General features: G+C 56.4%; 11 protein-coding genes. 6 read left to right on the top strand and 5 right to left on the bottom strand.

The features are described from left to right. Window positions 1–19: 19 nt before the first annotated feature. The gene (locus ACIX8_RS15455) at window positions 20–742 is read left to right on the top strand and encodes an IclR family transcriptional regulator (RefSeq protein ID WP_014266299.1); all 723 of its coding nucleotides are present in this window, start codon (window positions 20–22) and stop codon (window positions 740–742) included. An 8-nt stretch (window positions 743–750) separates the two neighbouring features. On the opposite strand, the gene ACIX8_RS15450 is transcribed toward ACIX8_RS15455, so the two are convergent. Next, window positions 751–1,812 (bottom strand): LacI family DNA-binding transcriptional regulator, encoded by a 1,062-nt coding sequence (locus ACIX8_RS15450; protein WP_014266298.1) that lies wholly within the window; start codon window positions 1,810–1,812, stop codon window positions 751–753. A 257-nt stretch (window positions 1,813–2,069) separates the two neighbouring features. Between ACIX8_RS15450 and ACIX8_RS26685 the strand changes: the two genes are divergently transcribed. Genes ACIX8_RS26685 through ACIX8_RS15425 form a run of 5 tightly spaced genes read left to right on the top strand, consistent with a single transcriptional unit; the run spans window position 2,070 to window position 10,547 of the window. Next, window positions 2,070–5,510 (top strand): carboxypeptidase regulatory-like domain-containing protein, encoded by a 3,441-nt coding sequence (locus ACIX8_RS26685; RefSeq protein WP_044176856.1) that lies wholly within the window; start codon window positions 2,070–2,072, stop codon window positions 5,508–5,510. 59 nt (window positions 5,511–5,569) lie between these two features. Beyond that, window positions 5,570–6,568, top strand: a complete 999-nt coding sequence (locus ACIX8_RS15440; protein ID WP_014266296.1) for an efflux RND transporter permease subunit — start codon at window positions 5,570–5,572, stop codon at window positions 6,566–6,568. 16 nt (window positions 6,569–6,584) lie between these two features. Continuing rightward, the gene (gene rbsK / locus ACIX8_RS15435; RefSeq protein WP_014266295.1) at window positions 6,585–7,574 is read left to right on the top strand and encodes a ribokinase; all 990 of its coding nucleotides are present in this window, start codon (window positions 6,585–6,587) and stop codon (window positions 7,572–7,574) included. Beyond that, window positions 7,549–9,738: a formylglycine-generating enzyme family protein gene (locus ACIX8_RS15430; protein WP_014266294.1), complete on the top strand. Its 2,190-nt coding sequence runs from the start codon at window positions 7,549–7,551 to the stop codon at window positions 9,736–9,738. The genes rbsK and ACIX8_RS15430 overlap by 26 nt, the downstream gene beginning before the upstream one ends. After that, window positions 9,738–10,547 (top strand): carboxylesterase family protein, encoded by an 810-nt coding sequence (locus tag ACIX8_RS15425; RefSeq protein ID WP_014266293.1) that lies wholly within the window; start codon window positions 9,738–9,740, stop codon window positions 10,545–10,547. The genes ACIX8_RS15430 and ACIX8_RS15425 overlap by 1 nt, the downstream gene beginning before the upstream one ends. 87 nt (window positions 10,548–10,634) lie before the next feature. Here ACIX8_RS15425 and ACIX8_RS15420 read toward each other — a convergent pair whose 3' ends face one another. The 4 genes from ACIX8_RS15420 to ACIX8_RS15405 form a co-directional block, all read right to left on the bottom strand. Next, on the bottom strand, window positions 10,635–13,046 hold the full coding sequence (locus tag ACIX8_RS15420; protein ID WP_014266292.1) for a GH92 family glycosyl hydrolase: 2,412 nt from the start codon (window positions 13,044–13,046) through the stop codon (window positions 10,635–10,637). A gap of 118 nt (window positions 13,047–13,164) precedes the next feature. Next, a complete protein-coding gene (locus ACIX8_RS15415) occupies window positions 13,165–16,623 on the bottom strand; it encodes a S53 family peptidase (RefSeq protein WP_014266291.1) in 3,459 nt (1,152 codons plus the stop codon). 69 nt (window positions 16,624–16,692) lie between these two features. Then, complete coding sequence (locus ACIX8_RS15410) at window positions 16,693–19,905, bottom strand: alpha-mannosidase (RefSeq protein WP_150110620.1); 3,213 nt, start codon at window positions 19,903–19,905, stop codon at window positions 16,693–16,695. Between the two features lie 220 nt (window positions 19,906–20,125). Beyond that, entirely contained in the window at window positions 20,126–23,746 is a 3,621-nt protein-coding gene (locus ACIX8_RS15405) for a TonB-dependent receptor domain-containing protein (protein WP_014266289.1), read from the bottom strand. Between the last annotated feature and the right edge of the window lie 296 nt (window positions 23,747–24,042).

The following is a 24,042-nucleotide window of genomic DNA, read 5'->3' as shown; positions in this document are numbered from 1 at the left end:
CTCTGTCAAGGAGGCTACTTTGCCACGGATTCCGGTTTCAGCTACGGGAGGCTCTTCGACCGCCGATCGAGTGCTTGCCTTGCTTTCAGCCTTTCAAGCCGAGGATGCGGAGCTCAGTCTCGCAGAACTCGCGACGCGTACGGGCCTTTACAAGAGCACGGCGCTGCGCCTGTTGCATTCGCTGGAAGGGAAGGGATTCTTGATCCGAACGGTGCAGGCTACGTATCGGATAGGCCCTGAGGTGGCTCGTTTGCAGGGGATTCATGAGGCTGCAGACGGATTACAGGCAGCGGTGATGCCGGTCCTGCGCGATCTGGTAGCTCTAACGCGTGAGACGGCGGCACTGCATGTGCGCCGCGAGGGGCATCGTGTGCGTCAGTTCTGGATTGATTCGCCGCAGCCGCTACGCGAGCATGTAACGCTGGGGGAAGAACTGCCGCTCGATCGTGGAGCGGGTGGCCTGGTTCTGCGTGCCTTCTCGGGCGCCGGCGGCAAGAACGCGGAACAGGTGCGAGGGCAGGGGTATGCGACTTCTGTAGGTGGAAGATTGCCGGAGTTGTCGGGTATCTCCGCGCCGGTCTTCAATGCACGGGGAGAGCTCGTCGGTGCGCTCACCCTGACCATGCCGACCCATCGCTGGAGATTGTCATGGAAATCGATCGTGGTGGCAAAGGCCTCCGAACTGACACAGGCACTCGGAGGCGCCAAGACAGGAGCGAAGCGCAAGAAGGTGCTTCCGTAAGGCGCAGGCTATTTCTTCGATTTTGTTGCGGCGGAGCTTCTGGTCTTCTTGGCGGGACGCACTGGAGGGGGCGGTCCGATGGAGGCCCCGAGTCGCAGCGTCGTGGGAAGCACGTGATGCCGAAACAGCCGATCTGGTTCTTTGACGCGCTCCAGCAAAAGTTGAATTCCCATCGCGCCAAGCTGGTAGCCAGGCTGCATCACGGAAGCCAACGGAGGATCCATCAACTCCGTTACGTCGAGACCGTCAAAACCAACGAGAGACACGTCACGCGGACAAAGAAGGCCAAGTTCACGAATGGCCATCGCTACACCCATCGCGATCATGTCATTCTGCGCGAAGATAGCTGTCGGACGAGGCTGCATCTGCAGTAAGCCCAGCGCCGCAGAGTACCCGCCAGCCCTGTCGAAAGAGCTTTCCTGCACATACTCCATCGGGACCTGGATGGCTGCCTGCTTGAGCGCGCGTCGAAATCCCATAAGCCGCGCGTGTGCCCCGCTGAGATGCAGCGGTCCTGTGATGGTAGCGATGTGCTTATGGCCCAGATCGATCAGGTGTTGGGTTGCCTGCACGGCGCCCTCTTCGTTCGCTACGGTAACGGTATCGCCCTTCCAGTGCCGGGGCATTCGATCGAGACAAACGATCACGGGACCGCTGCGTTTGGAGCTGCCTAACTGCATGGTCATCTCGCTGAAGTTCGAAGGAATCACGAGGATGCCGGTCGGCAGATACGTTCGAAGCTGGGTCATGTAGGCAATTTCTTTGGACTGGTTATTGTCCGCATTGCACAGCACCAATCGATAGCCGCTGCCGAAGGCAGCGTCTTCCGCGCCCCGTACGACCGCCGGAAAGAAGGGGTTCGTGATGTCCGGGATGATCATGCCGATCATGTTTGTCTTGTCGCGGCGCAACCCGCGAGCCAGTTCGCTTGGCTCATAACCCAGCGCTGCCACGGCGTCCATCACCCTGCGGCGCAGGGGTTCGCGTACTTTGGCGGAGTTGTTCAGGACGTTCGAAACGGTGCCGAGTGAAACTTCGGCGAGCCGCGCGATCTCATTCATAGTGGGCATGCGGCACCTGTTTGAAAAGCTTCATTTTGTTCCAGAATCGATTTTAGATCAGTGCTTGTGGTGGCCGTATTGGGATGAAGAGAGGAATCGTCTTTAGATACGCTGCCCATTCAGCCTCAAAAAAATACCTTGACATCTCTGAATCATTTTGACTATAAGCATCCACGTTCCGATTTGAAACGTTTCAAGAAACTTGGAGGTCTCCGGTGCATAAACTCACACGGTGGTTGGTTTGGATGTTTGTGGTGATAATTTGCATGCTGCCTGCGATGTGTCTGGGACAGTTTGCGCAACGTGGTGGCGTCGAAGGCGTCGTAACCGATTCGACAGGAGCTGCCCTTCCCGGAGCGAAGGTCACGCTGTTCGCACTCGAACAGAAGACGACCAAAGAGACTCTTTCGGACAGTGCCGGGCACTACAGCTTTTCGGAGATCACCGCAGGCACCTACCAGGTTGCAGCGTCGCATGCTGGGTTTGCCGTCGCGAAATCGACAGTAATTGCGGTGAACCTGGGAACCAATGCGCGGTTCGATTTGAAGCTCCAGATCGGCGCACAGACGGAGGAAGTCTCGGTCGATAGCTCAACCGCGGTGATGGAGACCGGGCAGGTAAGTCTCGACACAAACCTTTCGGAGAAGCAGTTCGAACAACTTCCGCTCAACGGTCGTAACTTCACCTCGGTTGCCGCACTCTCACCGGGTGTATCGACACAGCCTCAGGCAAATCTGAATCCAGGGGGGACTTTTTCTGTCGGCGCACAGTTCGCCTCGGGGGGCGTGTCGTTTACCTCGGGAGGTCTTGTCCAGGGTTCGCGTGACAACGGCTTCTACGTCAACGGTGTGAACATCACGGACAACTACGAAACCAGCCTGAGTTATGAGCCTTCCGTCGAAGCGCTCAGCACAGGAACTTTGCAGGTTGCCGATTTTTCAGCGGCGAATGGACATGACTATTCAACGCTCAGCATGCAGACCAAGGGCGGTACGTCGACCTTTCATGGGGAGGCGTATGACTTTATCGAGAACGATGCTTTCAACGCGGTCAATCCCTTCACCAAGGCTTTTGCTGCCTACAGCGGTAACTCCAATCCCATTGCACCCACGTTGCGGCGCAATCAGTTTGGGGGAGGCGTAGGCGGCCCTGTTTACATCCCAAAGATCATGCCATGGTTCCAGAAGAAGATCTTCTTCTTTGCAAACTACGAGAACTTTATTGAAAGCGATGGGAACCAGCAGGTTTACCAGAATGTGCCTTCGGCCGGGGAGCGCACCGGCGATTTCAGCGAGCTTCTGGGTGGAAGCAGCCCCTTGCAGCTTTATAACCCGTTCTATACGACCTACAACGGTGATGGTGTCAGCAGCCGTCCTGCTATTCCTAACAACCGCCTCGACCTTGCCACGAGGCCGGATGGATCTCCTGTCTTCGATCCTGGGTCGGCAGCTTTGATGGCACTGTATCCTTTGCCGAATATCGCTGGTGTGCCTTCTTACCAGCCGAACTATGTCACGACACAGAAGCTTGGTTTTTCGGTGTATCACTTCGACACCCGCTTCGACTTCAATCTCACGGCCAAGGACAATGTCTTTGTCACCTACTCCAAGTCGCACGGCACCAACGACAACACAGGGAACCTGCCACCGTCACAGCTTTATATCTCGGACGTCGATGATTTCGCTTATCTCACGACAGTGAACTATGCCCACACGTTTACTCCCTCTGTGGTAAACGAATTCATCTTCGGTATCGGTGACTCGGCCTTGCAGACTGTCGATCCGAGTCAGATCGCCTATCTGAACAGTGATGCGAACCCCTTGAACCAGGTGTTCCAGAATACCGGTTCGGGAACTACACGAGGCGTGCTCCAAATGGAGGTCGATAACTATGCAAGCCCAGGCTTCAACCAGGTGTTCCGCGCGGAGAACAAGGTGCTGCAGTTCTCCGACAATGTGAGTTGGACGAAGGGACGCCACGCGCTTGCCTTCGGCGGTAACTACTTCCGCAAGGGTGAGTTTGACTGGGACTTCGCCCGCTATGTGGAGTTTCAGCAGAAGTTCAGCACCGGCGGAGCCTTGGAGCAGTATGCGGGTGGAGATGCGATGGCCGACCTGGCTATGGGACTGCCGGAGCTGATTCACCAACGCTATGACTTCACGGGAGGGGATGCCACCTCACCGGAACTCGACGTGACTCTCCCTTATATCGGTTTTTATGTCAACGATAAGATCACGCTGTCGCCCCGGCTCACCGTGAATGTAGGCCTGCGCTATGATCTCTCCGTGCCGTTGTTTGCGAACAATAACCTGTGCTGTGCGATCTATCAGCCGACTGTCGACGGCGGAGTATTAAAACTGCCCGGTATCGCGCAGGGCGTGCCTCAGCACTATCTTTCTACACCGAAGAAGGACTTCGCCCCACGCTTGAGCATTGCGTACAACCTGGATAAGGACACGGTCATTCGTGCCGGGTATGCGATCTTTTATGACGTAGGCGCGACGCAGATCTCCACCGAAGTTGGAAACGCGCTGAACGGTGTACCCGGATACTTCAGCGGCAATGAAATTACGAATGTGACGCAAGGAGCGCTCAGCGATACGCCCGTGCTGAACCTCTCGAATATCTTTCAGACTTCGCCACCACTCACGCCCGGCAGCTATCCCGTGAGCACCGGCGCCGGTCAGGGGTATTTCGGTGACGGAGAGCTATCGACGGTCTACTACTACGACCAGAAGTCGACTCCCTTGCCGTACTACCAGCGTTTCATGCTGGACGTGCAGCACCAGCTTACTCCGCGCGATACCATTACGCTCTCCTACCTTGGAGCGCAGGGCCGTAAGGGATCGAACTATGTAAACGAAAATCTGCCGGCCTATCGCCTGAACTGGCCGACGCAGAATGCCTTCGATGCAGCGCGGCCTAATAATGCCGGACGGTTTGGCGATATCTATGTTCAACGCCCAAATCTCAATTCGTTCTACAACGCCGCAGTCGTGCAATTTCAACACCAGTTCACTCATGGCTTCCAGATCCTGAGTAACTACACGTGGGGTAAGACTGTTTCGGACTATCCCACAGTCAATACCCTGGCGGCGAACGGGGAGGGCGGATTCAACGGCTTCCAATATCCGGAGGTGTATAACCGGGGTGAGAGCACGCTCTCGCATCGCCACCGGTTCGTCTATAGCGGAATTCTGTCTCCGGTATACGGAAAGACCTGGTATCCGCCGCTTCGCGAAGTGCTGACCGATTGGCGTTTGTCCGCCATTGGCACGATCGAATCCGGCGATGCACTTACCATCATCAACGACGCTACCAGTGCCCAGGACCATGCAGGTACGGATGAATTGTTCGTCTCTGGAAGCCCGAACATAGGCCATGGACAAAAGAACTTCTTCAATCAGTTCAATATCGCAGCCTTCTCCATTCCTGTAGTTGGAGTACGGGGCAACTCTGGGCTTGGTACGATTCGCGGCCCTGGGCAGAACAATCTGGACTTATCCTTGGCGAAGACATTTCCTATCTTCAATCGCTTCCATGCCGAGTTCCGCGCAGATGCTTTCAATGCGCTGAATCACACGCAATGGAACGGGGCCCAGACGTACCAGACCAAGACCGGCACACGTAGCGGCGTTCCTTTCGGTGCGGCAACTGGGGCTCGAGAGGCGCGTATCGTTCAGCTAGCCGTGAAGCTGGCGTTCTAATTCAATTCACCGCACGGGCCAGGTGACTGGCTCGTGCCGCTGTACCGAATGGAGACCTTGTGTATCAACCAGAGATCTATGCAAGCACCTTATTCTTCATGCTGGTGAGCATGAGTTGTTGGGGTTCGTGGGCCAACACCATGAAGCTTTGTCCCGGTTATCGCTTTCAACTGTTTTATTGGGACTATGTCGTCGGGCTTTTTGTGGGGGCAGTGCTTTGGGGGCTCACCCTTGGAAGCACAGGTCAGGTGGGCGTTGCCTTTCTAGCCGATCTGAAACAGGTACATCCTTACCACCTTGGCATGGCTCTGCTGGGCGGAGTCATCTTCAATCTGGCGAACTTGTTGCTTGTTGCGGCTATCGATATCGCGGGACTGGCCGTGGCTTTCCCGGTTGGGATTGGGTTGGCCCTGGTGATTGGTGCGATCAGCAACTATGTCATCAATCCGGCGGGAAATCCTCTGTTGCTCTTCGGAGGAATCGCTTTTGTCGTTGCAGCCATTGTCATGGATGCGATGGCTTACAGGCTGCGGGAGAAGAGCCGGAAGAGTGCTGGGAGCAAGGGCATTCTTCTTAGCCTTCTCTCTGGCGTATTGATGGGCAGCTTCTATCCGTTTGTCTCGAAGGCGATGTTTACTCCCGGTGCATCCGGACCCTATGCGGTAGCGTTTTTCTTTGTTGTTGGCGTTGCGCTTTGTGCGATCCCAACAAACTACCTGCTTATGCGGAAACCCATCGACGGGCAGGCAGCGGTCGATTTCTCCGGCTTCCTTGGCGCGCCAAAGATCTGGCATCTTTGGGGCATCCTGGGCGGCGTGATCTGGTGCACGGGAGCGATCTTTAACTTCGTTGCCTCTCGTACGCACTTTGTCGGGCCGGCGGTTTCGTACTCCATCGGACAGGGGGCAACGATGGTCTCCGCGGCATGGGGCGTCTTTGTCTGGCGTGAGTTTGCGGGGACTTCTTCTCGCATCAAGATGCTTTTGGCTTTCATGTTTCTTTTCTTCCTTCTCGGCCTCGGGGCAATCGCAGCAGCGCCCCTCTTCGCTCACAATTGACGCTCTGGAGAAATCAATGCAAAGCGACTCGCGCCCCATTGTTGTCGTGGGCAGTATCAACATCGACCTGGTTTCGAGAGTGCCCCGCATTCCACATGCCGGGGAAACAATCTTTGGGTACAGCTTTCAAACACATCCTGGGGGAAAGGGCGCAAACCAGGCGGTGGGCATTGCGCGGCTCGGAGGTGCAGTCAAGATGATCGGCATGCTAGGAAGAGATGCCTTCGGAAAAGAGATGCGTGAGCATCTCTCGAAGGAAGGCGTCGACATGACGGACGTGGGTGATGTCGACGATGCTACGGGAATCGCCAGCATCTTTGTCGACGATGCCGGAGAGAACAGCATTGTTGTTACGGCTGGAGCGAACCTGCACGTTACTCCGGATCTGCTGCGCAGTAAGGCTGAGATTCTTCGCACCGCAGGGGCTGTTCTCACGCAGTTGGAGATTCCGGTAGAGACTGTTTTGTGTCTCTCGGAGATGTGCGCTGAGATGAAGGTGCCACTCATCCTAGACCCGGCACCAGCGCAGACTCTTCCGGCAGGGGCGCTGCGCGGCGTTACCTGGATGACTCCAAATGAAACCGAAGCGCAGTTCTATGCCAAAGGTGCGACTACGGAAGAGGAGTTGGTGAACATGCTCTTCAACGCGGGGGCTCACGGAGTCATTCTGAAGCGCGGCGCACTTGGCTCCGTCCTGGCCGGTGAAGACCGGATTACGCATCGCATCGCAGCCCATGTCGTGCGTGCCGTAGACACCACGGCTGCGGGAGATGCCTTCAATGCAGCGTTTGCTGTTGGCTTGATGAAGGGATACGACCCAGTCCAAAGCGCCGAATTTGCAAGCGTCTCAGCAGCTATCTCTGTGACACGAGCGGGTGCGCAACCATCGCTGGCAACCTGGGATGAAGTTATGGCGTCGTGGAGCGATTTAACGAAACGTCGGAGCAGCCGACATAACGAGGAACCTACTGGGGGAAACAATGCAAAAGTTATCGTACGGAACTAAAGCAGTTGTGGCCGCAATCTGCTGTGCGTGCTCCCTTGGGATGCACGCGCAGATCGACTATCCGCACCTCAAACTAACTACCGAAGGCATTACGGCGCCGGACTGTAACGATGTAGGCAAGCTGCTGATCGGGGGGACGCAGACCTGCTCTCCGCAGGGCTATCAGACATGGTTATCGGAAATGCGTGGGTGGCGTACGAACCGGCATATCCGCATGGGCTACAGCGGCGATATGTACGATCTTCCTGCGCTCAAGTGGACGCAGTCCAGCTTCATTCAGCCGCAGATGATGATGGAAGATCGATACTTTTACGATGTTGCCGCGGGCAAGTACACGGTCAATCGCTACCTTGACGACACCGAGAAGCGCTATGGCGGTATCGATGCCGTGCTCATCTGGCATACCTATACCAACATCGGCATCGACGATCGCAATCAGTATGATCTCATTCGCGACATGCCAGGCGGCATCCCCGCTGTAAAGCAGATGGTAGCGGACTTCCATCGCCGCGGCGTCAAGGTGTTCTTTCCTGTAATGGTGTGGGACCAGGGCACGCGCGATGAAGGGAAGCCCAACTGGATCGCCACCGCGGAGATGATGAAAGAGATCGATGCCGATGGCGTGAATGGCGATACGATGGACGGCCTCCCAAAGGCCTTTAATGATGCGGCCATCAAGATCGGACATCCTCTGGCGCTAGAGCCCGAAGCCTTTCCCGGGCACGACGAGATGCTTGCGTGGAACACGATGTCCTGGGGCTACTGGCTGTATCCGTATGCGCCGGATGTGAGCCGCAGCAAGTGGCTGGAGCCGCGTTCTATGGTGAACGTAAGTGCTCGCTGGAGCCACAACAAGACTGATTATCTGCAGGCTGCTTTCTTCAACGGAGTTGGGTTTGAGAGCTGGGAAAATGTCTGGGGCATCTGGAACGGCATTACTCCGCATGACGGTGAAGCTATCCGTCGCATGGCTACGATGGAGCGGGGGCTTGCACCGTTCCTGGTCAGTGAGGATTGGCAACCTTATTACGCCACCGAAAGCCGTGGGCTCTTTGCCAGCTACTGGCCGCTGAAGACAAGCGCCGCGTGGACATTGGTGAATCGCAGCGACTATGCCATGCAGGGAGAGCTGCTGCGTGTAAAGGACGCGCCGTCCGGAGCCAAATTTTATGACGTGTATCACGGTGTAGAACTGAGACCGAGGATGGAAGGCAAAGATGCGGTACTGTCGTTCGATGTTGGACCTCATGGCTTCGGAGCTGTGCTGCAGATAGATGGCTCGCTGAGTGCGAGCGAGCAGAGCCTGCTGTCGAAGATGAAGGAGATGACGCAGAAGCCGCTTGAGAGTTACAGTGCTGAGTGGAACTTCCTGCCGCAAACGCTGGTCGAAATTGCGGCAACAAAGCCCGCGCCGGATGCGCCAGCGGGAATGACCAAGATTCCCGCAGCGGCTTATAGATTCCGTGTCAACGGCATCGAGATCGAAGGCCGCGATGACGTGGGTGTGGACTTTCAGTATCCCTGGGAGCCTTCGCCGCGCAGATATCACGATCACGTGATGAACGTGAAGTCTTTCTGGATGGACACGAACCTCGTGACAAACGCACAGTTCAAAAAGTTTATGGACGCCACTCATTACAAGCCGGCGGACGCTAAAAACTTCCTGCGCGATTGGGAGAAGGGAACTTATCCCAAGGATTGGGTGGACAAGCCAGTCACATGGGTTGGGCTCGAAGATGCGCGTGCCTACGCAACCTGGGCGGGCAAACGGCTTCCGCATGAGTGGGAGTGGCAGTATGCGGCACAGGGAACCGACGATAGGAAATATCCGTGGGGAAACTCCTGGAACGCCGAAACAGTGCCAACCCCTGATACGGGCCGTGCTCTTACTTCACCGGATGCTGTCGGTGCTCATCCCCACGGAGCAAGTCCGTTCGGAATTCAGGATATGGTCGGCAACGTCTGGCAGTGGACCGATGAATACCAGGACGACCACACACGTGCCGCGGTGCTTCGCGGTGGAAGCTACTATCAGCCTGGCGGATCGATCTGGTATTTTCCGCAGGCTTACAAGAACGACTCGCATGGGAAGTTTCTACTCATGGCTCCCAGCGAAGATCGTTCGGGCACAGTGGGTTTCCGTTGTGTGATGGATGCTCAGTAATGACTCTCTATGGAATTCGAATTGCTGTTATCGCTGCCGTTTTATTCGCGGTGTCTCCTTTCGCATTTGCGAAAGGGGACACCGGCTTTCTGGATAGATCCATCAGCGTAGAGGGGCAGACCTATCGGTATCAGGTCTATCTCCCGGCTGACTTCGATAAAAAGAAATCATGGCCGGTGATTCTTTTTTTGCACTCTGTAAGTCAGCGTGGCGATGACGGTTTACAGCCAGGCGACTTCGGCATAGCGCATGCCATCCGTGCCGACCGAGACCGCTTTCCTTTTATCGTTGTAATGCCGCAGTGCGGCAAAGATAAGAAGTGGGTAGTCCCGGCTATGCAGAAGATGGTTCTGGCCGAGCTTGATAATTCTGTCCATGAGTTTCATGGCGATAGAACACGCATCTATCTCACGGGGATTTCGATGGGAGGATTTGGTGTCTGGGAGATGGCGGCTCAATATCCGGGGCGATTCGCGGCCTTCGTTCCTATCTGCGGAGGGATTCACGGCCCGCCTAAAGTGCCCGATGCACGCGTGACGGTAGCGGCTGATCCTGCCATTGCAGATCCCTATGCCGAAACCGCTCGCCGTATCGGCAGGACACCTGTGTGGTTCTTCCACGGCAGCGTCGACCCTGTCGTATCGGTAGAAGAGTCTCGCCAGATGGCCACAGCGCTCAAAGAGTCTCACGCCGATTTCCGTTATACGGAATATCCAGGAGCAGGGCATGAGATCTGGGACAAGGCTTACGCAGAGCCCGAATTATTTCACTGGCTTCTGTCGCAGGTGTTAGTTTCGCCAAATCATTAACTCAAGCGAAGGTAAAAATAAATAGGCCGTATGCACAAAGACCCCTTGTGCATACGGCCTATTATTTACCTACTCACTTGATCCCTATCAGAAGGAGGGTGGCTGATCCTTTGGATTTGCACCCCAGCTTTTGTTCGGCGTTGTTGTGAGATCGAAATCCAGCGTCCCGCCATGAAGAGCAAAGGTCTCAGGCAGCCAGGGCTTTGTCTGGGCTTTACCGTCTACCTTCAGACTCGTCACGTAGAGTGTGTCTGGATTCGCTGCAGGCGCATGAATGATGATGTCTCCAGCGGCGCGGTGCACCACAGCCTTTGTAAAGACCGGGCTACCCAGGAGCAGCTCTGCCCGTCCGGGAATCTCCGGATATAAGCCCAGGGATGCAAATACGGCCCACGAGGACATCTCCCCAAGATCGTCATTTCCTGGAATGCCATCGGGAGCGTTCTTCCATACATGGGCCAGTACCGTTTGGACTAGCTGCTGTGTCTTCCAGGGCTGGCCGGCGAAATCATAAAGCCAGGGTGTTTCGATCGAAGGTTCATTATTCAATTCGGCATGTAGCGGCCCGGCATTGGTTACCGCAGGGGCACCTTTCGCGTCGTAGAAGAATGCGTCCAGCCGAGCGGTCGCTTTTTGGTTGCCACCCATCACATCAAACAGGCCGCGCACATTGAACGGCACCATCCAGACGTACTGAGCGGCGGTGCCTTCTACAAAACCATCTTCGGTGGAGGGAACAAAAGGATGTGCAGCCTTATCGTTGTCATCCTTTACCAGGGCCCATGTTCCATCGGCGTTCCGGTTCTGGAAGTAACCGCCTTCAGGTGTGGCATGCGGGTTCCAGAGGTTGCGCCAATATTCAGCGCGCTTGGCAAAGCGATCGGCGATCTCTTTCTCACCCAGGCGGCGAGCCAGGGAAGAGATGCCGAACTCAGCCGTAACATCCTCCAGCGTGTCTGCGGTGGGTCCCCATGCGGGAGCTCCTACGGGGATGTAGTGCAGCTTGAGCCATTGGTCGAGGCCTGGGCGTTCTCCAGCACATTCAACCGGGCAGCCGGCATCGCTTAGATCAGCCTTGGTCGGTTGTTCCGCCGCGCGGACCAGCAAATCAAGTGAGGTGTGAGCATCGAACCCATGTCCGCCAAACGCCCAGATATCGGCCAGCGCGGGAGCTGCGGGGTCTCCGTTCATCACATGCGTAGCGCCGGAGTTGTGTGTCCAGCGGTCCCAGGTTCCGTCGCTTGCCTGTGCCTGATTCAGCAGGCTCTGTGCGATGTCGCTGCCTAGAGCCGGGTCGAGCCAGGTAAGTAACTGGAGCTGCGAGCGATAGACATCCCATCCCGAGAAGTTTGCGTACTGTGCCCGTTGTCCTTTGGCTACCTCGTGGATCTGTCCATCCATGCCGCGGTACTTTCCATTCACATCGCTGGCGATAGTCGGCGTCATCAGAGAGTGATAGAGGGCCGTGGTGAAGATCGTTTTTTGATCGTTCGTTCCACCTTCGATCTCAATCTGGCTCAGCTTTTGATTCCACGCAGCCTGGGCCTTCTCTCGCAAAGCCTCAAAGGTCGTTCCTTCAGGATTCTCAGCTTTCAAATTCTCCCGTGCATCGGCTTCGCTGACGTAAGAGATGCCGACTCGCACATGCACCTGCTTTGCCTGCGCAGGATCGAAGCTGATCCAGGCTCCCGATCCTTGTCCCTTTTCGGGAAAGCCTTTCTGTCCATATCCGGTCCCTCCCGAAGCTTCCTGGCTATCGGGCGTCAGCTTTGCGTTCTGCCATGTTCCCGACTGGAGGATAGGTTGGTCGAACTCAGCCACGAAGTAAACCGTGTAGTAGCTGTGTTGATCCACCTTGTCGATGTACCCGCAGAAGTTACCGCTGGTAACCGAGCCTGAGACGGTGCGGGCCTTCGCGTCTACAGAGGTGTGGGCATCCGTGGAACCTACCTCGGAGTCCGAGGTGCGAATCAAAACTGTCTCGGCTGAACCTTGAGGGAAGTGGAAGAGAGCAGAGCCGGAGTGCACGGAGGCGGTAAGGTCAACGCCTACACCGTTGTCCAGGTCCACGTGGTAATAGCCCGGATGCGCTATCTCTTTGGAGTGGCTGAAGCCAGAGGCGTAGGCATGTCTGAAGTCAGACGAGGGTGATTCCTTGACGTCTTCCGTAATGGGCATCAAGGGAATATCTCCCGATCCTCCGGCGCAGCCCCATCCTTCTACGTTGGTAAGGCTGAAACCTCTTATTTGCGTCGCCCGATATTCATAACCGCCGGGAGCCGCAATCATCCCTGTCGGCTTAATCGGGCTTGCCTCAGGACTGAACTGCACCATGCCGAAGGGCAGGGTCGCCCCGGGAAAGACATTTCCTCCGGCGGTGGTTCCAATCAGTGGATTTACCAGGGAGACCGGTCCCTGCGTCTGCCCTTCGCTGATACCGGCTACAGCAGCTATAGCTATAACACCCAATACAACAGTACGAACATTCAACAATGTCATCTGATCTTGCTCTCCACTACCTTTCCTGAGAATGGATTCTCAGGTCTCTTCCATAGCTTATCGCGACATCTGCTCCGGACCTTCAGGGTCGGAAGGTCCGGAGCAGAGTCGAAATCGATTAATAGTGATTACGGAATGACCAGGACGACTCCTCCTCGTCAGAGAGCAGCGTGATGGCCAGCGTGATTACATCGCGGTTGTTTGGCAGCTCGATCGACTGGATGGACTTTCCAGCATCGAGCGGCAGGATGTACTGGTAGAGGTTGAAGGTCCGGTCATCCTGCGTCCCATCCGACAGATCGCGATAGGGCATGGCGAACACCCTGTATTCGTCGGGGAATGAGCCTGGTGAGAACCAGTCGCTGAAACTCTGCGTGAGCGTCTGTTGCAGCGTCTTCTTCTCTCTTGATCCGTCAGCGTAGGTGACGATGACGGATTGATCCGTCTCGGCTCCCTGGACTCCGGTTCCCAGCAGACGGAGCTGGTTGAAGTGCCCAGCCGGCAGACTGATCGGGGTCCCAGCGCCAAATACGATGTTCGGTTGGTTAGCGGCTGCGAGGTTGTACTTGATGCCGTTGATGGCTACGCTCGCCGGACCACTCTGAACACCCAGCAGGTTTGCTGAATAGGCGGTGCCGCCAGCGTCGATGCCGCCGCTGCCGTCAAAGGAGGTTCCGTCTGTATAAAGACCCGTTGCGTTGAACGCACTGGCTAGATTGACCTGGGTCCCCAGATAGGGATTCGCGAGAGTTGCCGCCAACACGATGACACTCGAATCGGACGGCAGGGTCAGGCTCTTCACGTGCTTCGTGTTGTCCAGCAGGAAGGTGTATCCATACAGGTTGAAGGGCCGGTCATCTTGTGTACCGCTCGCTATGTTGCGATAGGGCATGGCTACGGCTTCGGCCTCTCCGAGGTTGTTCGAAGGGGAGAACCAATCGCTGAAGCTCTGGGTGAACTTGGAAGTTGTTCCATCGGTGTAGGTGACAACGATGGGTTGCGCAGCCTGATTGCCGTTGATGCCTGATGCCAGCAACTGCAGTGTGGTAAAGCGGCCTTCAGGAAGTGTGATGATCTGTCCAGCGCCCGCAACGGCATTCGCCGCATTGGCTTTGCCGAAGTTGAATTGAATGCCGTTCAGAACACGTGACGGAGTGAGCAGGTTCGCCGAGTAGGCAAAACCTGCCAGCCCACCCTGCGTTGTGAAGTTGGTGCCATCGCTATAGAAGCTATCCACGTTGTAAGCCGAAGCCAGATCGACGGGAACGCCTGTTCCTCTTCTACCCGTTCCGGCATTTACGGCGAGGGCCACGGAAGAGAAGCTCTGAGAGATGCTGCCGGACTGTGCTCCAACGGAGACCATGTTGCCGATACCCGTCAACGCTTTGCTATCGGCAGTCAGGATCAGAGTGTTATTGCCTTGCTTTCCGCTTTTGAAGATCTTGCCCTGCACTCCTGTTGGAAGACCGGCGTTGAGCGATACCTTCACGTTACTGTCGAAGCCATTCTCTGGAGTCGTCGTAACCGATGCCGTCGTAAAGTCATCCTGGTTGATGTAGAGGGTGGTGGGTGAGACCTTTAATCCGAAGTCCGGCAGACCCAGCGAGATATAAGCCGACTGTGAGATTCCTTCACTGCTGCCAGAGATCTCGATCAGGATATTTCCCGCTGGAGCCGCGCTTGTCGTCGTGATGTTCAACGTCGACGAGCCAGTTCCAGTGATGGAAGACGGGCTAAGGGTAGCTGTCACGCCCGCAGGTGCACCAAGAATCGTTACCGCGAGATTGACGGCTCCGTTGAAGCTATTCGTGGGGACTACAGTGATCGTTGCCTGGCTTGTTTCTCCCGGCTTCAAATCAATCTTGGAGGGCGTCGCCGTGAGGCTGAAGTTCGGGCTGGAGGCATTGACCGGAGCGAGGGTATCCAGCATGGTCTGCCCGTTGGGAGAACCCCAGCCAGTGACTAGATCGTATCCCGTCTCTGCGGAAAACAGGCTGGGGCTGCTGCTGTTGAAGTTGTTGCCTGTCGTAATGTCATGAAAGAGGCTTGTGTAGGCGGACGACTGGCCTAGGGTATAGACCGTCGTATTCAGGAAGCCGATCGGATGACCATTCGCCTGTTCGTTGGCCAGCGCAAGGTATCCTGCCCAACGTGGCGCCGCGAGGCTTGTGCCGCCGATTCCATTGCTGCAAGTGCCGTTCGCGCAGAAGTAGTTGTCCTGATTTGCTTCCATCGCGACATCGGGAATATTGCGGAAGCTCGTCGAGCCCTGGTTCAATCCGGTAATCACCGGAGTTTGATAAGACGGGATAGGAGACTGCGTGTTCCATCCACCGCCACTGCCAATCCATCCCGACTCGGAGACCCAGACTCCGCCCGGCCCCGAAGTAACAAGATCTGTACCGCCTACCGCTACAATGTTTGGGCTGTTGCCGGGATAACCTACTGTGCCGACTGCAGCACCGGCGTCGCCGGAGGACACAAATACGTTCTGTCCCTGCGCCTGCAGCTCCATGAAGACCTGTTCGTAGCCCGGTTCAGTGGCTGGCGTTCCACCCCAGCCGAAGGAAAGGCTGATCTGTTTTGCGATGTTGTCTTCAGCCGCCTGCGTGAAGGCAGTCTGAGCATCGGTGTTCGGTCCATTGGTCTCGTAGATGATCAGCGCGGAGAGATTGGGTGCCATCGAGATCGCTTGCTCGATATCGATTACCTCTTCGCCATCGTCGCAACCACTTGTGGCTGGCGTTCCAGCGCAGACGCCATCCACGCCCAACAGGACGTTGTAGATCGGAACCTTGATCTGCTGGCCAATGGAGCTGAAGTAGGTCTGTACATCGCTGAGGTTATAGGGCCCCAGCTCGACAAGGGCTACCGTCTGGCCTGAGCCGTCCAGGGTTACTCCTGGCGCATAGGCGGCGCGCATATCGCTGCCGAGGAACTGACCGCTTGGTCCCGAACCGGTGGTGAAGCTTTGTGCCGCGTGGCTATCGGCCTTCTTCAGCATCGAGTGAGGTTGGTTGTAGTTACTCAAACCATGGACCTCCAGAATCGGCAGTCCGGGCTCGAGGGTAGGTTCCACGTTCGGCGCGAAGAAGGTTCGATTTTCTGTCGGGTGATGATAGGTTCCGATCTTGACTCCGAAGGTTTGATTTACGGCAGCGACCGGAGCGCTTACGTTCACCAGCATTCGATTCTTATGCGTGCGGGTAACGGTCATCCCCTTCGATTGGGCATAGCTGACAACCTTGTTGTAGTCCTCTTCGGTCGGGCCAAACTGCTCGGTGAACTGCTGGACGGTAAGGTACTTCCCATACTGCGGACTCTTCGGATCATGAAGCTGCTGGAGCAGCGTCTGGAGTTGTGCCACGTTTCTCAGGGGCAGCGTAATGGAAAGATTGAGAGGCTGCGAGCCTGGGAGTTGTCCCAGGCTCTTGGCGTTGGAGGGTGCGGCAACACTGGCGGGTAGATTGCGGCGCTGAGATTGCGCATGAACAGGTAACCATGCGTTGGCGGTGGTGCAAACCATAAGAGAGAAGAGAACTGACTTGAAAAATGATTTACGGCTGACGAGAAACATTTTCGTGCCTCCAGTTAACTCATGTATTTCGGGCAAAAGGCAGATGAAATCGTTACAGCTTTACTTCCCTTAGGCGTGGTTTGGATAGTTGACGCGAATCGTGAGGATTTCGTAGGGATGGATAGGAACATGCATCTCGCCGTTAGCCACAGGGATAGGACTTCCCTCTGGCTTTTCCAGCAGATTGACTACGGTTGCATCCGTGGCCCCGGGTGGCACCTGGATCTTCAGATCTTCTTCCTTGCCCTTCCACTCATAGACACGGAAGATAAGTCCATCGCTATCCTCCGCCTTCTTGAGAGCTGTGAGCACGACATTCTCTGGTTTGACAGAGACATAGCTATGCTCGAGCGGCATCTCTCCCGTGTGGACTCCCGCCTGCATGGCAGCTAGTTTGTAGTTGAACTCATAGCCATGACGTACGGTAAGCGCCTGTTTCCAGTCGCCGCCGTGAGGATAGAGAGCATAGCTGAAGTGATGGTGTTCGCGGTCTGCGTCTGGATCAGGCGAGACCGGCGAACGCAGCAAGGATAGCCGCAAGATATTGCCGGTAGCGTCATAGCCGTACTTCGATTCATTGATGAGGCTCAGGCCTTCAGTGGTTGAGCCGAGGTCGGCCCAACGCAAGGCCGGCACTTCAAATCTTGCTTTCTCCCAGCTGTTATCTCGTGTCGTGGGCCGCTCGATCGTTCCGTAAGGAATCTCGTAGGTCGCTTTGGGGCTGCTCTCTTTCAGAGCAAAAGCACTCTTGAGGAGAACGTGTGTCTCGTGCCAATCGATGTCGTTCTCAACCTCGACCTGATCTGCACCGGTGTAGAGGATGATATTTTGTACGAACTTCGATTTCTGCCAGGTACGAGTGACACGGATCACCGCGCGCAGGGGGCTCTTTTCGACTACCTCGACGGCGTCGGCTGTATTGAGCTTCGTAGGAGGCTGATCCAGGGTGCCCGGATCGATGTTCCATGCGTCGAAGTTCTTCGGCGTGTCTTTGAAGGCCTCTAACTCGTTGCCGCAGCTTCCCGATGCCAGAATCTCGGCTTTTGAGAGTTTGTCGTACAGGCTGGTGATGCAGCCTGTGTGCGCATCTACCGCAACGCGGACCTTATCGTTTTCAAGTGTCAGGCCGCTTGTTTTAAGATCGCTGACAAACGCCTTCTTTCCGGGGACTGCGTTGAGCACGGTGTATCCCAGTGAGGGAACATGGTCAGCTTTAACCAGCAGCTTGTAGCTGCTCGTCGAAGCATCGTGAGAAAGAACCTGGGAAGGAAGTACGTGGTTCTTGTTATCGACGATTGAGATATCGCCCTTGACGGCTTCCGGCATCTGTACGTCTACCGTGAAGACTCCCGATCTCTCCCAGGCAAGGGGATTGAAAACTACGACAGGCACCTTGCCTGCAGCCGAAGTATCGATTCTTGAGACGAGTGTCTTGAGCGCCTCTTGAGAGATCTCGTTGGTGGCCCAGTGCACCTGATCGAAGTCGCGCTGAGCATCCTTGTAGATCACTCCGATTCCGGAACCGGCAGCCAGATCATGAAAGTCATTGAAGGTGATCTTCTTCCACGCTTCCGTCAGCTCTGTTGCGGGATAGGTCTTGCCGTCCAGCCAGGCGAGCGAGGCATACTTTTCGGCATTCAACGCCCACTCTTCGCTGTTCCTCATGTTGCGCTTGTGATCGGCCTGGGTGGTGAAGACGCCGCGATGGTATTCGAGATAGAGCTCGTCCTTCCACGTGGGAATGGAGATCTTGCCTTCGACGGGATCGGGTGACGTATAGCCCTTGGCGATCGAGCCGTAGTTCCATGTTTTGGACTCGGGGGCCAGCTTGCTTTCTGCCTCTCCAAAGAATGCAGTCGCCGTTCCAAACTTGAAGTTCGGAACGATGCTGGAGGCATGAGCCCAATGGGTGCCTTCATCAAGCATCGCGCGAGTGGGCCCTCCGCCGTGGTCGCCTACGCCGTACAGGTCCATCATCTCGGTCATGCCGGGGGCGTCTTTACGGGCCTGCACCAGATCGGAGGAGAGATGTACCGGCTCCAGGTTTGTATCGTTGTACCCATGCGGGAAGTAGGTCAGGACTTTGCTGCCATCCGGCGACTCCCACCAGAAGAGCTTGAGCGGCAGTTGGTTGGTGTCGTTCCAGGACATCTTCTGCGTGACAAAGTAATCGATGCCCGACTTCTTATAGATCTGCGGAAGCTGCCAGTTGTATCCAAAGGAATCGGGATTCCAGCCGATGCGAACATCCACTCCGTAGTGCTGTTGGTACCAGCGTTTGCCGATCAGTAGCGTCCTGACCTGCGATTCGCCGTCAGGCATGTTCAGGTCCGGTTCCACCCACATACCACCTACAATCTCCCAGCGGCCATCCTTGATGCGCTGTTTGATCTGGTCGTTCATGTCGGGATATTTCTCCGCCAGCCAGTCGTTATACTGCGCGGCGGATTGAGTGTAGGTGTACTCCGGATATTCATTCATCAATTGCAGTGCTGTTCCGAAGGTCCTCTTCACCACATCAACGGTTTCGGTCCAGGGCCACAGCCATGCAGCATCGATGTGTGAGTTGCCGGTGAGATGGAAGGTGAATGGTTTGAGCGAGGGGCTCAGGCTATCCATCGCTTGCTGTGCCTGGGTCAATGAGGCATCAAAACGTTGCTGGTTATGAGAATCAAGGGCTTTTAGATCCACCTGTTCCAGTGTCTTATCCAGACCTGCAATGGGGTTAGAAGCATTGGGCGACAGGCTAGGTGTCAGGAGAGCCGCAGACAGAATCTCCGAGCGAAAATCCTCCGGGTTAGGGCGGTTCGCGACAAAATCAATCTTCAATCTTGCGGGCTGTAGATATTTTGTTCCGGTAGTCTGCAGCAGCTTAACCGCGACCAGTGCCTTCTCTCCCGGCTTTGCCTTGTCGAAGAGCACGATGGGTTCCAGGTCTTCTCCCAGCGCCACGCGGCGCCCGTTGAAATAGATAATCTCAGGCATCGCATCGTCCGCTGTGGCATGGAAGTTAAACCAGATGCGGGTGCCGGACAAGCTATAGCCGTGCAGGGTCTCTGGCACTTCAATCCAGCTTCTGCACCAGAGAGCCTCCTTTGGATATTCGCTCCATTCAGAAGGCTTACTCTTCACTTCGAGGGGCTTCCATGAGGTGTCGTCGAGATCCTGATCTTCTCCGTGAGCCACATCTCCTGAGTGACACTTCCACGAAGTCGGCGGAAGCTGGCTCAGTTCTCCCAGCCGAGTTACGACATCCTGCGAGTGCGCAGAGAGCGACTTCATTGCTTTCTCGGAGTTAGGCGGTGATTGCGCGAGGGCAAGACCTGCTACTCCGGCACTCAGCAAAACGCATGCAAACGATCTGAAAATCGGCTTCAAGAGCAAAGACACTGTCACGATGGATCCCTTCAAACAATTGATTTGGGTTGAGGAGAAGGCGTATCTGATGGAACGCTGCATGCGCTGTTGCGGCATGCAGCGTTCCGTCAGATACACCAAGGGGTTAGAAAAGGACTTTGAGGGAAAGCTGTATCTGGCGCGGGAAGTTCTGCTGAGTGGCTCCGACGGTACCGTAGCCGGACCAGGCGCCGGGATCATTGGGGTTGGCCACCTGATTGTTACGAGTCAGGGGGTCGTTGACGTTGCCAAGGGCTGGACCACCGAAGATCGGGGTGTTGGTGAGATTGAAGGCTTCGGCCTTGAACTGAAGTTCGGAGGCGCGGTAGAGGCTGACCCGCTTTTCGAGGCCGATCTGAGTCTGCTGTGCGTAGGGTGCGCGAACCTTGCTGGTGATGGGAAGGATCGTCGTGGCGGTGTAGGGTCCAAAGCCGACCTGGCAGTTAGCGGAGTTACCTGTGCCAAATGCCTGAACGTTGTCGGAGTTGTTGAGCCAGGACTTGTAGCTACGGTGTCCAGTGGGACGGATGTCATAGCTCCCGCCGCAGGCGTAGGTGTAATTGGTAGGAATATTGTTGCTTCCGGGTGTTCCACCGATGGGTGTACCGCCGGAGTTCTGGAAGATCCAGTCGAGCTGCCAGCGGCTGACGAGTTGGTTGACGACGCCGTTGGTGTGGTTGAAGAGGGCGGCTCCGCGACCGAAGGGAAGGGTATAGAGGCCGCTGATGGAAAGGTCGTAGGGGCGGTCTGCACCGTCTACGGCAACATAGGGAGCAGCGTCGACGAGGCCGGCTTCTCCGTTGTTGAGGAGATTCGTGGCATTCATCGTTTTGGAGTAGGTGAAAGAGACGAGGACACTCAGGCCGCCAAGGAGGGAGTGTTGGTCCGAGACACGGCGCTCCAGCTTAGCCTGAAGCGCGTTGTAGTCGCTATATCCGATAGGCACGTTGTTGTCGTAGACAGAGGTGAATTGGGGGAACGGCGTGAGGAGTTGCGCCTGCTTGATGGTAGAGCTCTGGCCAAGATTGGATGCAGGATCGATATGGCCGTAAAAGGGGTTTGGGACCTGATTGTTGAGGTACGCACCGTTATCGGAGTGGCCTTGTGCGAACTGTGCGGGTGTGAGTGCGTTCATCTCGGTTCCGACACGGAGGCGTGTGGTGACGTTACCAACATACGACACGTCAAAGATGGTTTTGAAGGGACCAGCCGCCTGGAGGCCAAAGGAGTACTGGCGGACGAGGGGAATCTTGCGGTTGCGCTGATCGTAGCCGACGCCGTTGCCGACCTCGGTGAGAAGGCCAGGGGCGCTGCCCGGAGGTGCGATGGCACCGGTGGGGTAGGGAGTGCCGGTGTTGAAGTAGCCGCTTGGGGTTTGGCCACCGTTAAGGCTGGCGGCGTAGTTGGTCGTCTGCTGCCAGCTGCTCTGGCCGCCGAGTTCGATACCGAGACCGGTGGCGAGGCCAAAGCCGCCGCGAAGAACGAACGTGGGGGTAATGGCAAAGGAGACACCGATCTTGGGCAGGAAGTCGCCAACGAAGTTCTGGTAGGCGGTGAAGTTGGAAGAGGCGAATTGATAGCCGCCGAGGAGCGGGTTGGGAATGCCACCTGCTCCGTTGAGGACGGAGGTGATCGGGTTGACGCAGGTCGAGCAGAATCCCGCGGTGAGCTCCTGGTTGCGATCCATGGGGGAAGTTTCGGTCTCCCAACGGAGGCCCAAATTAAAGGTCAGATTCTTGCGGGCCTTCCAGTCATCCTGGATGTAGGCGGCGTAATAGTTATAGCTCTCGTAGCGGGAGTCGAACCAGTCGACGGAACCGCTGTCGGGATCGCCGAGGAGGATGGCAGCGACGCCATCGCCATCGCCGACATTATGGTAGGGATCCTGCTGGGTGAACTGCTGGGCAAAGGTGAATTGGCCGTTCGGGCTTCCGATGCCGCTGGGGACGTCGTGGAAGAGCATGCCTTCGAAGCCGTAGTGCAGGCTGTGAGGGCCGACGGTCTGGTTCTGGGAGATGGCGAGGTCGTAGGTCTCGAAGGTGGAGTCGGAGGAGAGGTGATTACCGATGAAGTTGGCAGTGCAGCAGTTGAACATGTTGATTTCGGGCGGGAGGGTCGCAGGGGAAGTGGGAATGACGGGCATGTTGAGACCCATGCTGGCAGCGGTGAAGGAGGACGGGGCGAGACCGGCTGCGGCGCCTCCATCGGGATCTTTGCTGATGGCGCGATTCCAGGCGGCGCGGACGTCAAGGACGCGGGTCGGGGAGAAGGTGTGGGTGATGTCGAAGACGGACGTGTAGGTGGTGCGGTGATTGTCGATGTCGCCCTGAGAGATGGGGGCGGGGAGACCGGAGGAGTTGCGATACTCCTGTCCGCCGAAGTAGACGAACATGCCGTAAGCACGGGTCTTGTCGGAGAAGTCATGATCGACACGAACCATGGGCTGGTTGTAGGTGTAGCGACCAGGATCAGCCGCAACGTAATTATTACTGTAGTTGTCGCTGGTGATGTTGGGCTTGGGGAGGAGTTGGAGGAAGCCGAGGCCGATAGCGCTGATGCGGTTGGCGGGGATGGTGTTATTGGGAAATTGGTCGCGAGTGTAATTCTGGCAGGGGTTCTGGCCGATTGTCTTGCAGCGTGTGGTGGCGGGATCGTAGATGTCGTGTCCGCTGGTCGCGGCGAGGTATTTGGTCAGGTTGACGCTGCCATCGATTCCGGGGAGCATGTCGGCGGTAGCGACGCCGATGACAACGCCGACGGGGAGGACTTCACGCCATCCTTCGAAGGAGAAGAAGAAGTAGGTGTGTTTGCGCCAGGCGTACCCCCCGACAGTGCCGCCGAACTGGTGCTGGTTGTGGAAGGGCTTGGCCGCATTCTGCTGGTTGAGCTGGAAGGTGTTGGCGTCGAGGATGGAGTTGCGCCAGAAGTCGTATAGCGTCCCGTGGTAAGCGTCATTGCCGCTCTTCATTACCGTGTTGACGGTTCCACCGGTCTCGCGGCCGTACTGCGCGTCGTAGGTGTTCGTCATGACTTTGAACTCTTCCACCGCGTCAATGGTGGGGGCGACGTTCCAGGTGCCGGCTCCTCCTCCTCCTTGTGCGGAGACGGGCGCTCCATTCAACGAGAACTGATTCTGGGTGCCGGATTGTCCGTTGATGGAGTAGGAGTTGGTCTGATCCCAGGCGCGCGTGCCGGAGTTGCCGCCCGGACCAAAGGTGGTTGTGGTGAAGCGAGTGCCGGGGGTGAGGCCGAGCAGGCTGTAAAGCTGGCGGCCATTGAGCGGGAGGTTCTGGATCTTCTCAGGATCGAGGACGGTACCCAGTGAGGCATCTGAGGTGTTGACCCCGGCGCTGGTGTCGGTAACGGTGACCGTCTCATTCGCACCCCCCGCCATCAGGCGGAAGGTAAGGGCGACCTTGGAGGAGACGTCGACATGGACATTTATCTGGGACTCAATGGCGAAGCCGGGCGCCTCGACCGAAACGGTATAGGTGCCCAGGTCGACGAAAGGGACCACGAACTGACCGTTGGCCGCGGAGACAGCCTTGTACGTCTGCTGTGGACCCTTTGCGACCACCTTCGCCCCAGGAATTACAGCTCCGGACGGATCCAGAACCTGTCCGGAGATCGTTCCGCGATATTCCTGTGCTTTCCCTATTCCGGTAAACAGCCCTATGAGAAGAAAGAGGATGCCACTTATGTGTGCGGTCTTTTTGAGTTTATGCATTGCCAGCCCCCAAATGAATTTCTGGTCGCCTAAGCGAGGATTCGGCCCAGATGTTTGGTTTGCCAAACCCTATGCTCCGTAAGCGGTAAAGTCCTGAGATGTTCTGAAATTTTTGTGAAATCCATCTGAAACCCATAAATAGGGCGAATTATTCAGTTATGGAGTGTTTTGAGCTTTCGCCGGATATTTGTATTTCCGCCAGCAGTAGCCCGGTAAGGAAGCCGGTCTCGTTCGAGATTGTGGGGGATGTCTGGTAAGATTGCTCCCACCAGCAAACCCACAAGCGCCACCTGAGA

The sequence above is a fragment of the Granulicella mallensis MP5ACTX8 genome (genome assembly GCF_000178955.2).
Classification (GTDB): domain Bacteria; phylum Acidobacteriota; class Terriglobia; order Terriglobales; family Acidobacteriaceae; genus Granulicella; species Granulicella mallensis.
This window is presented reverse-complemented; position numbering and strand designations above follow the sequence as displayed.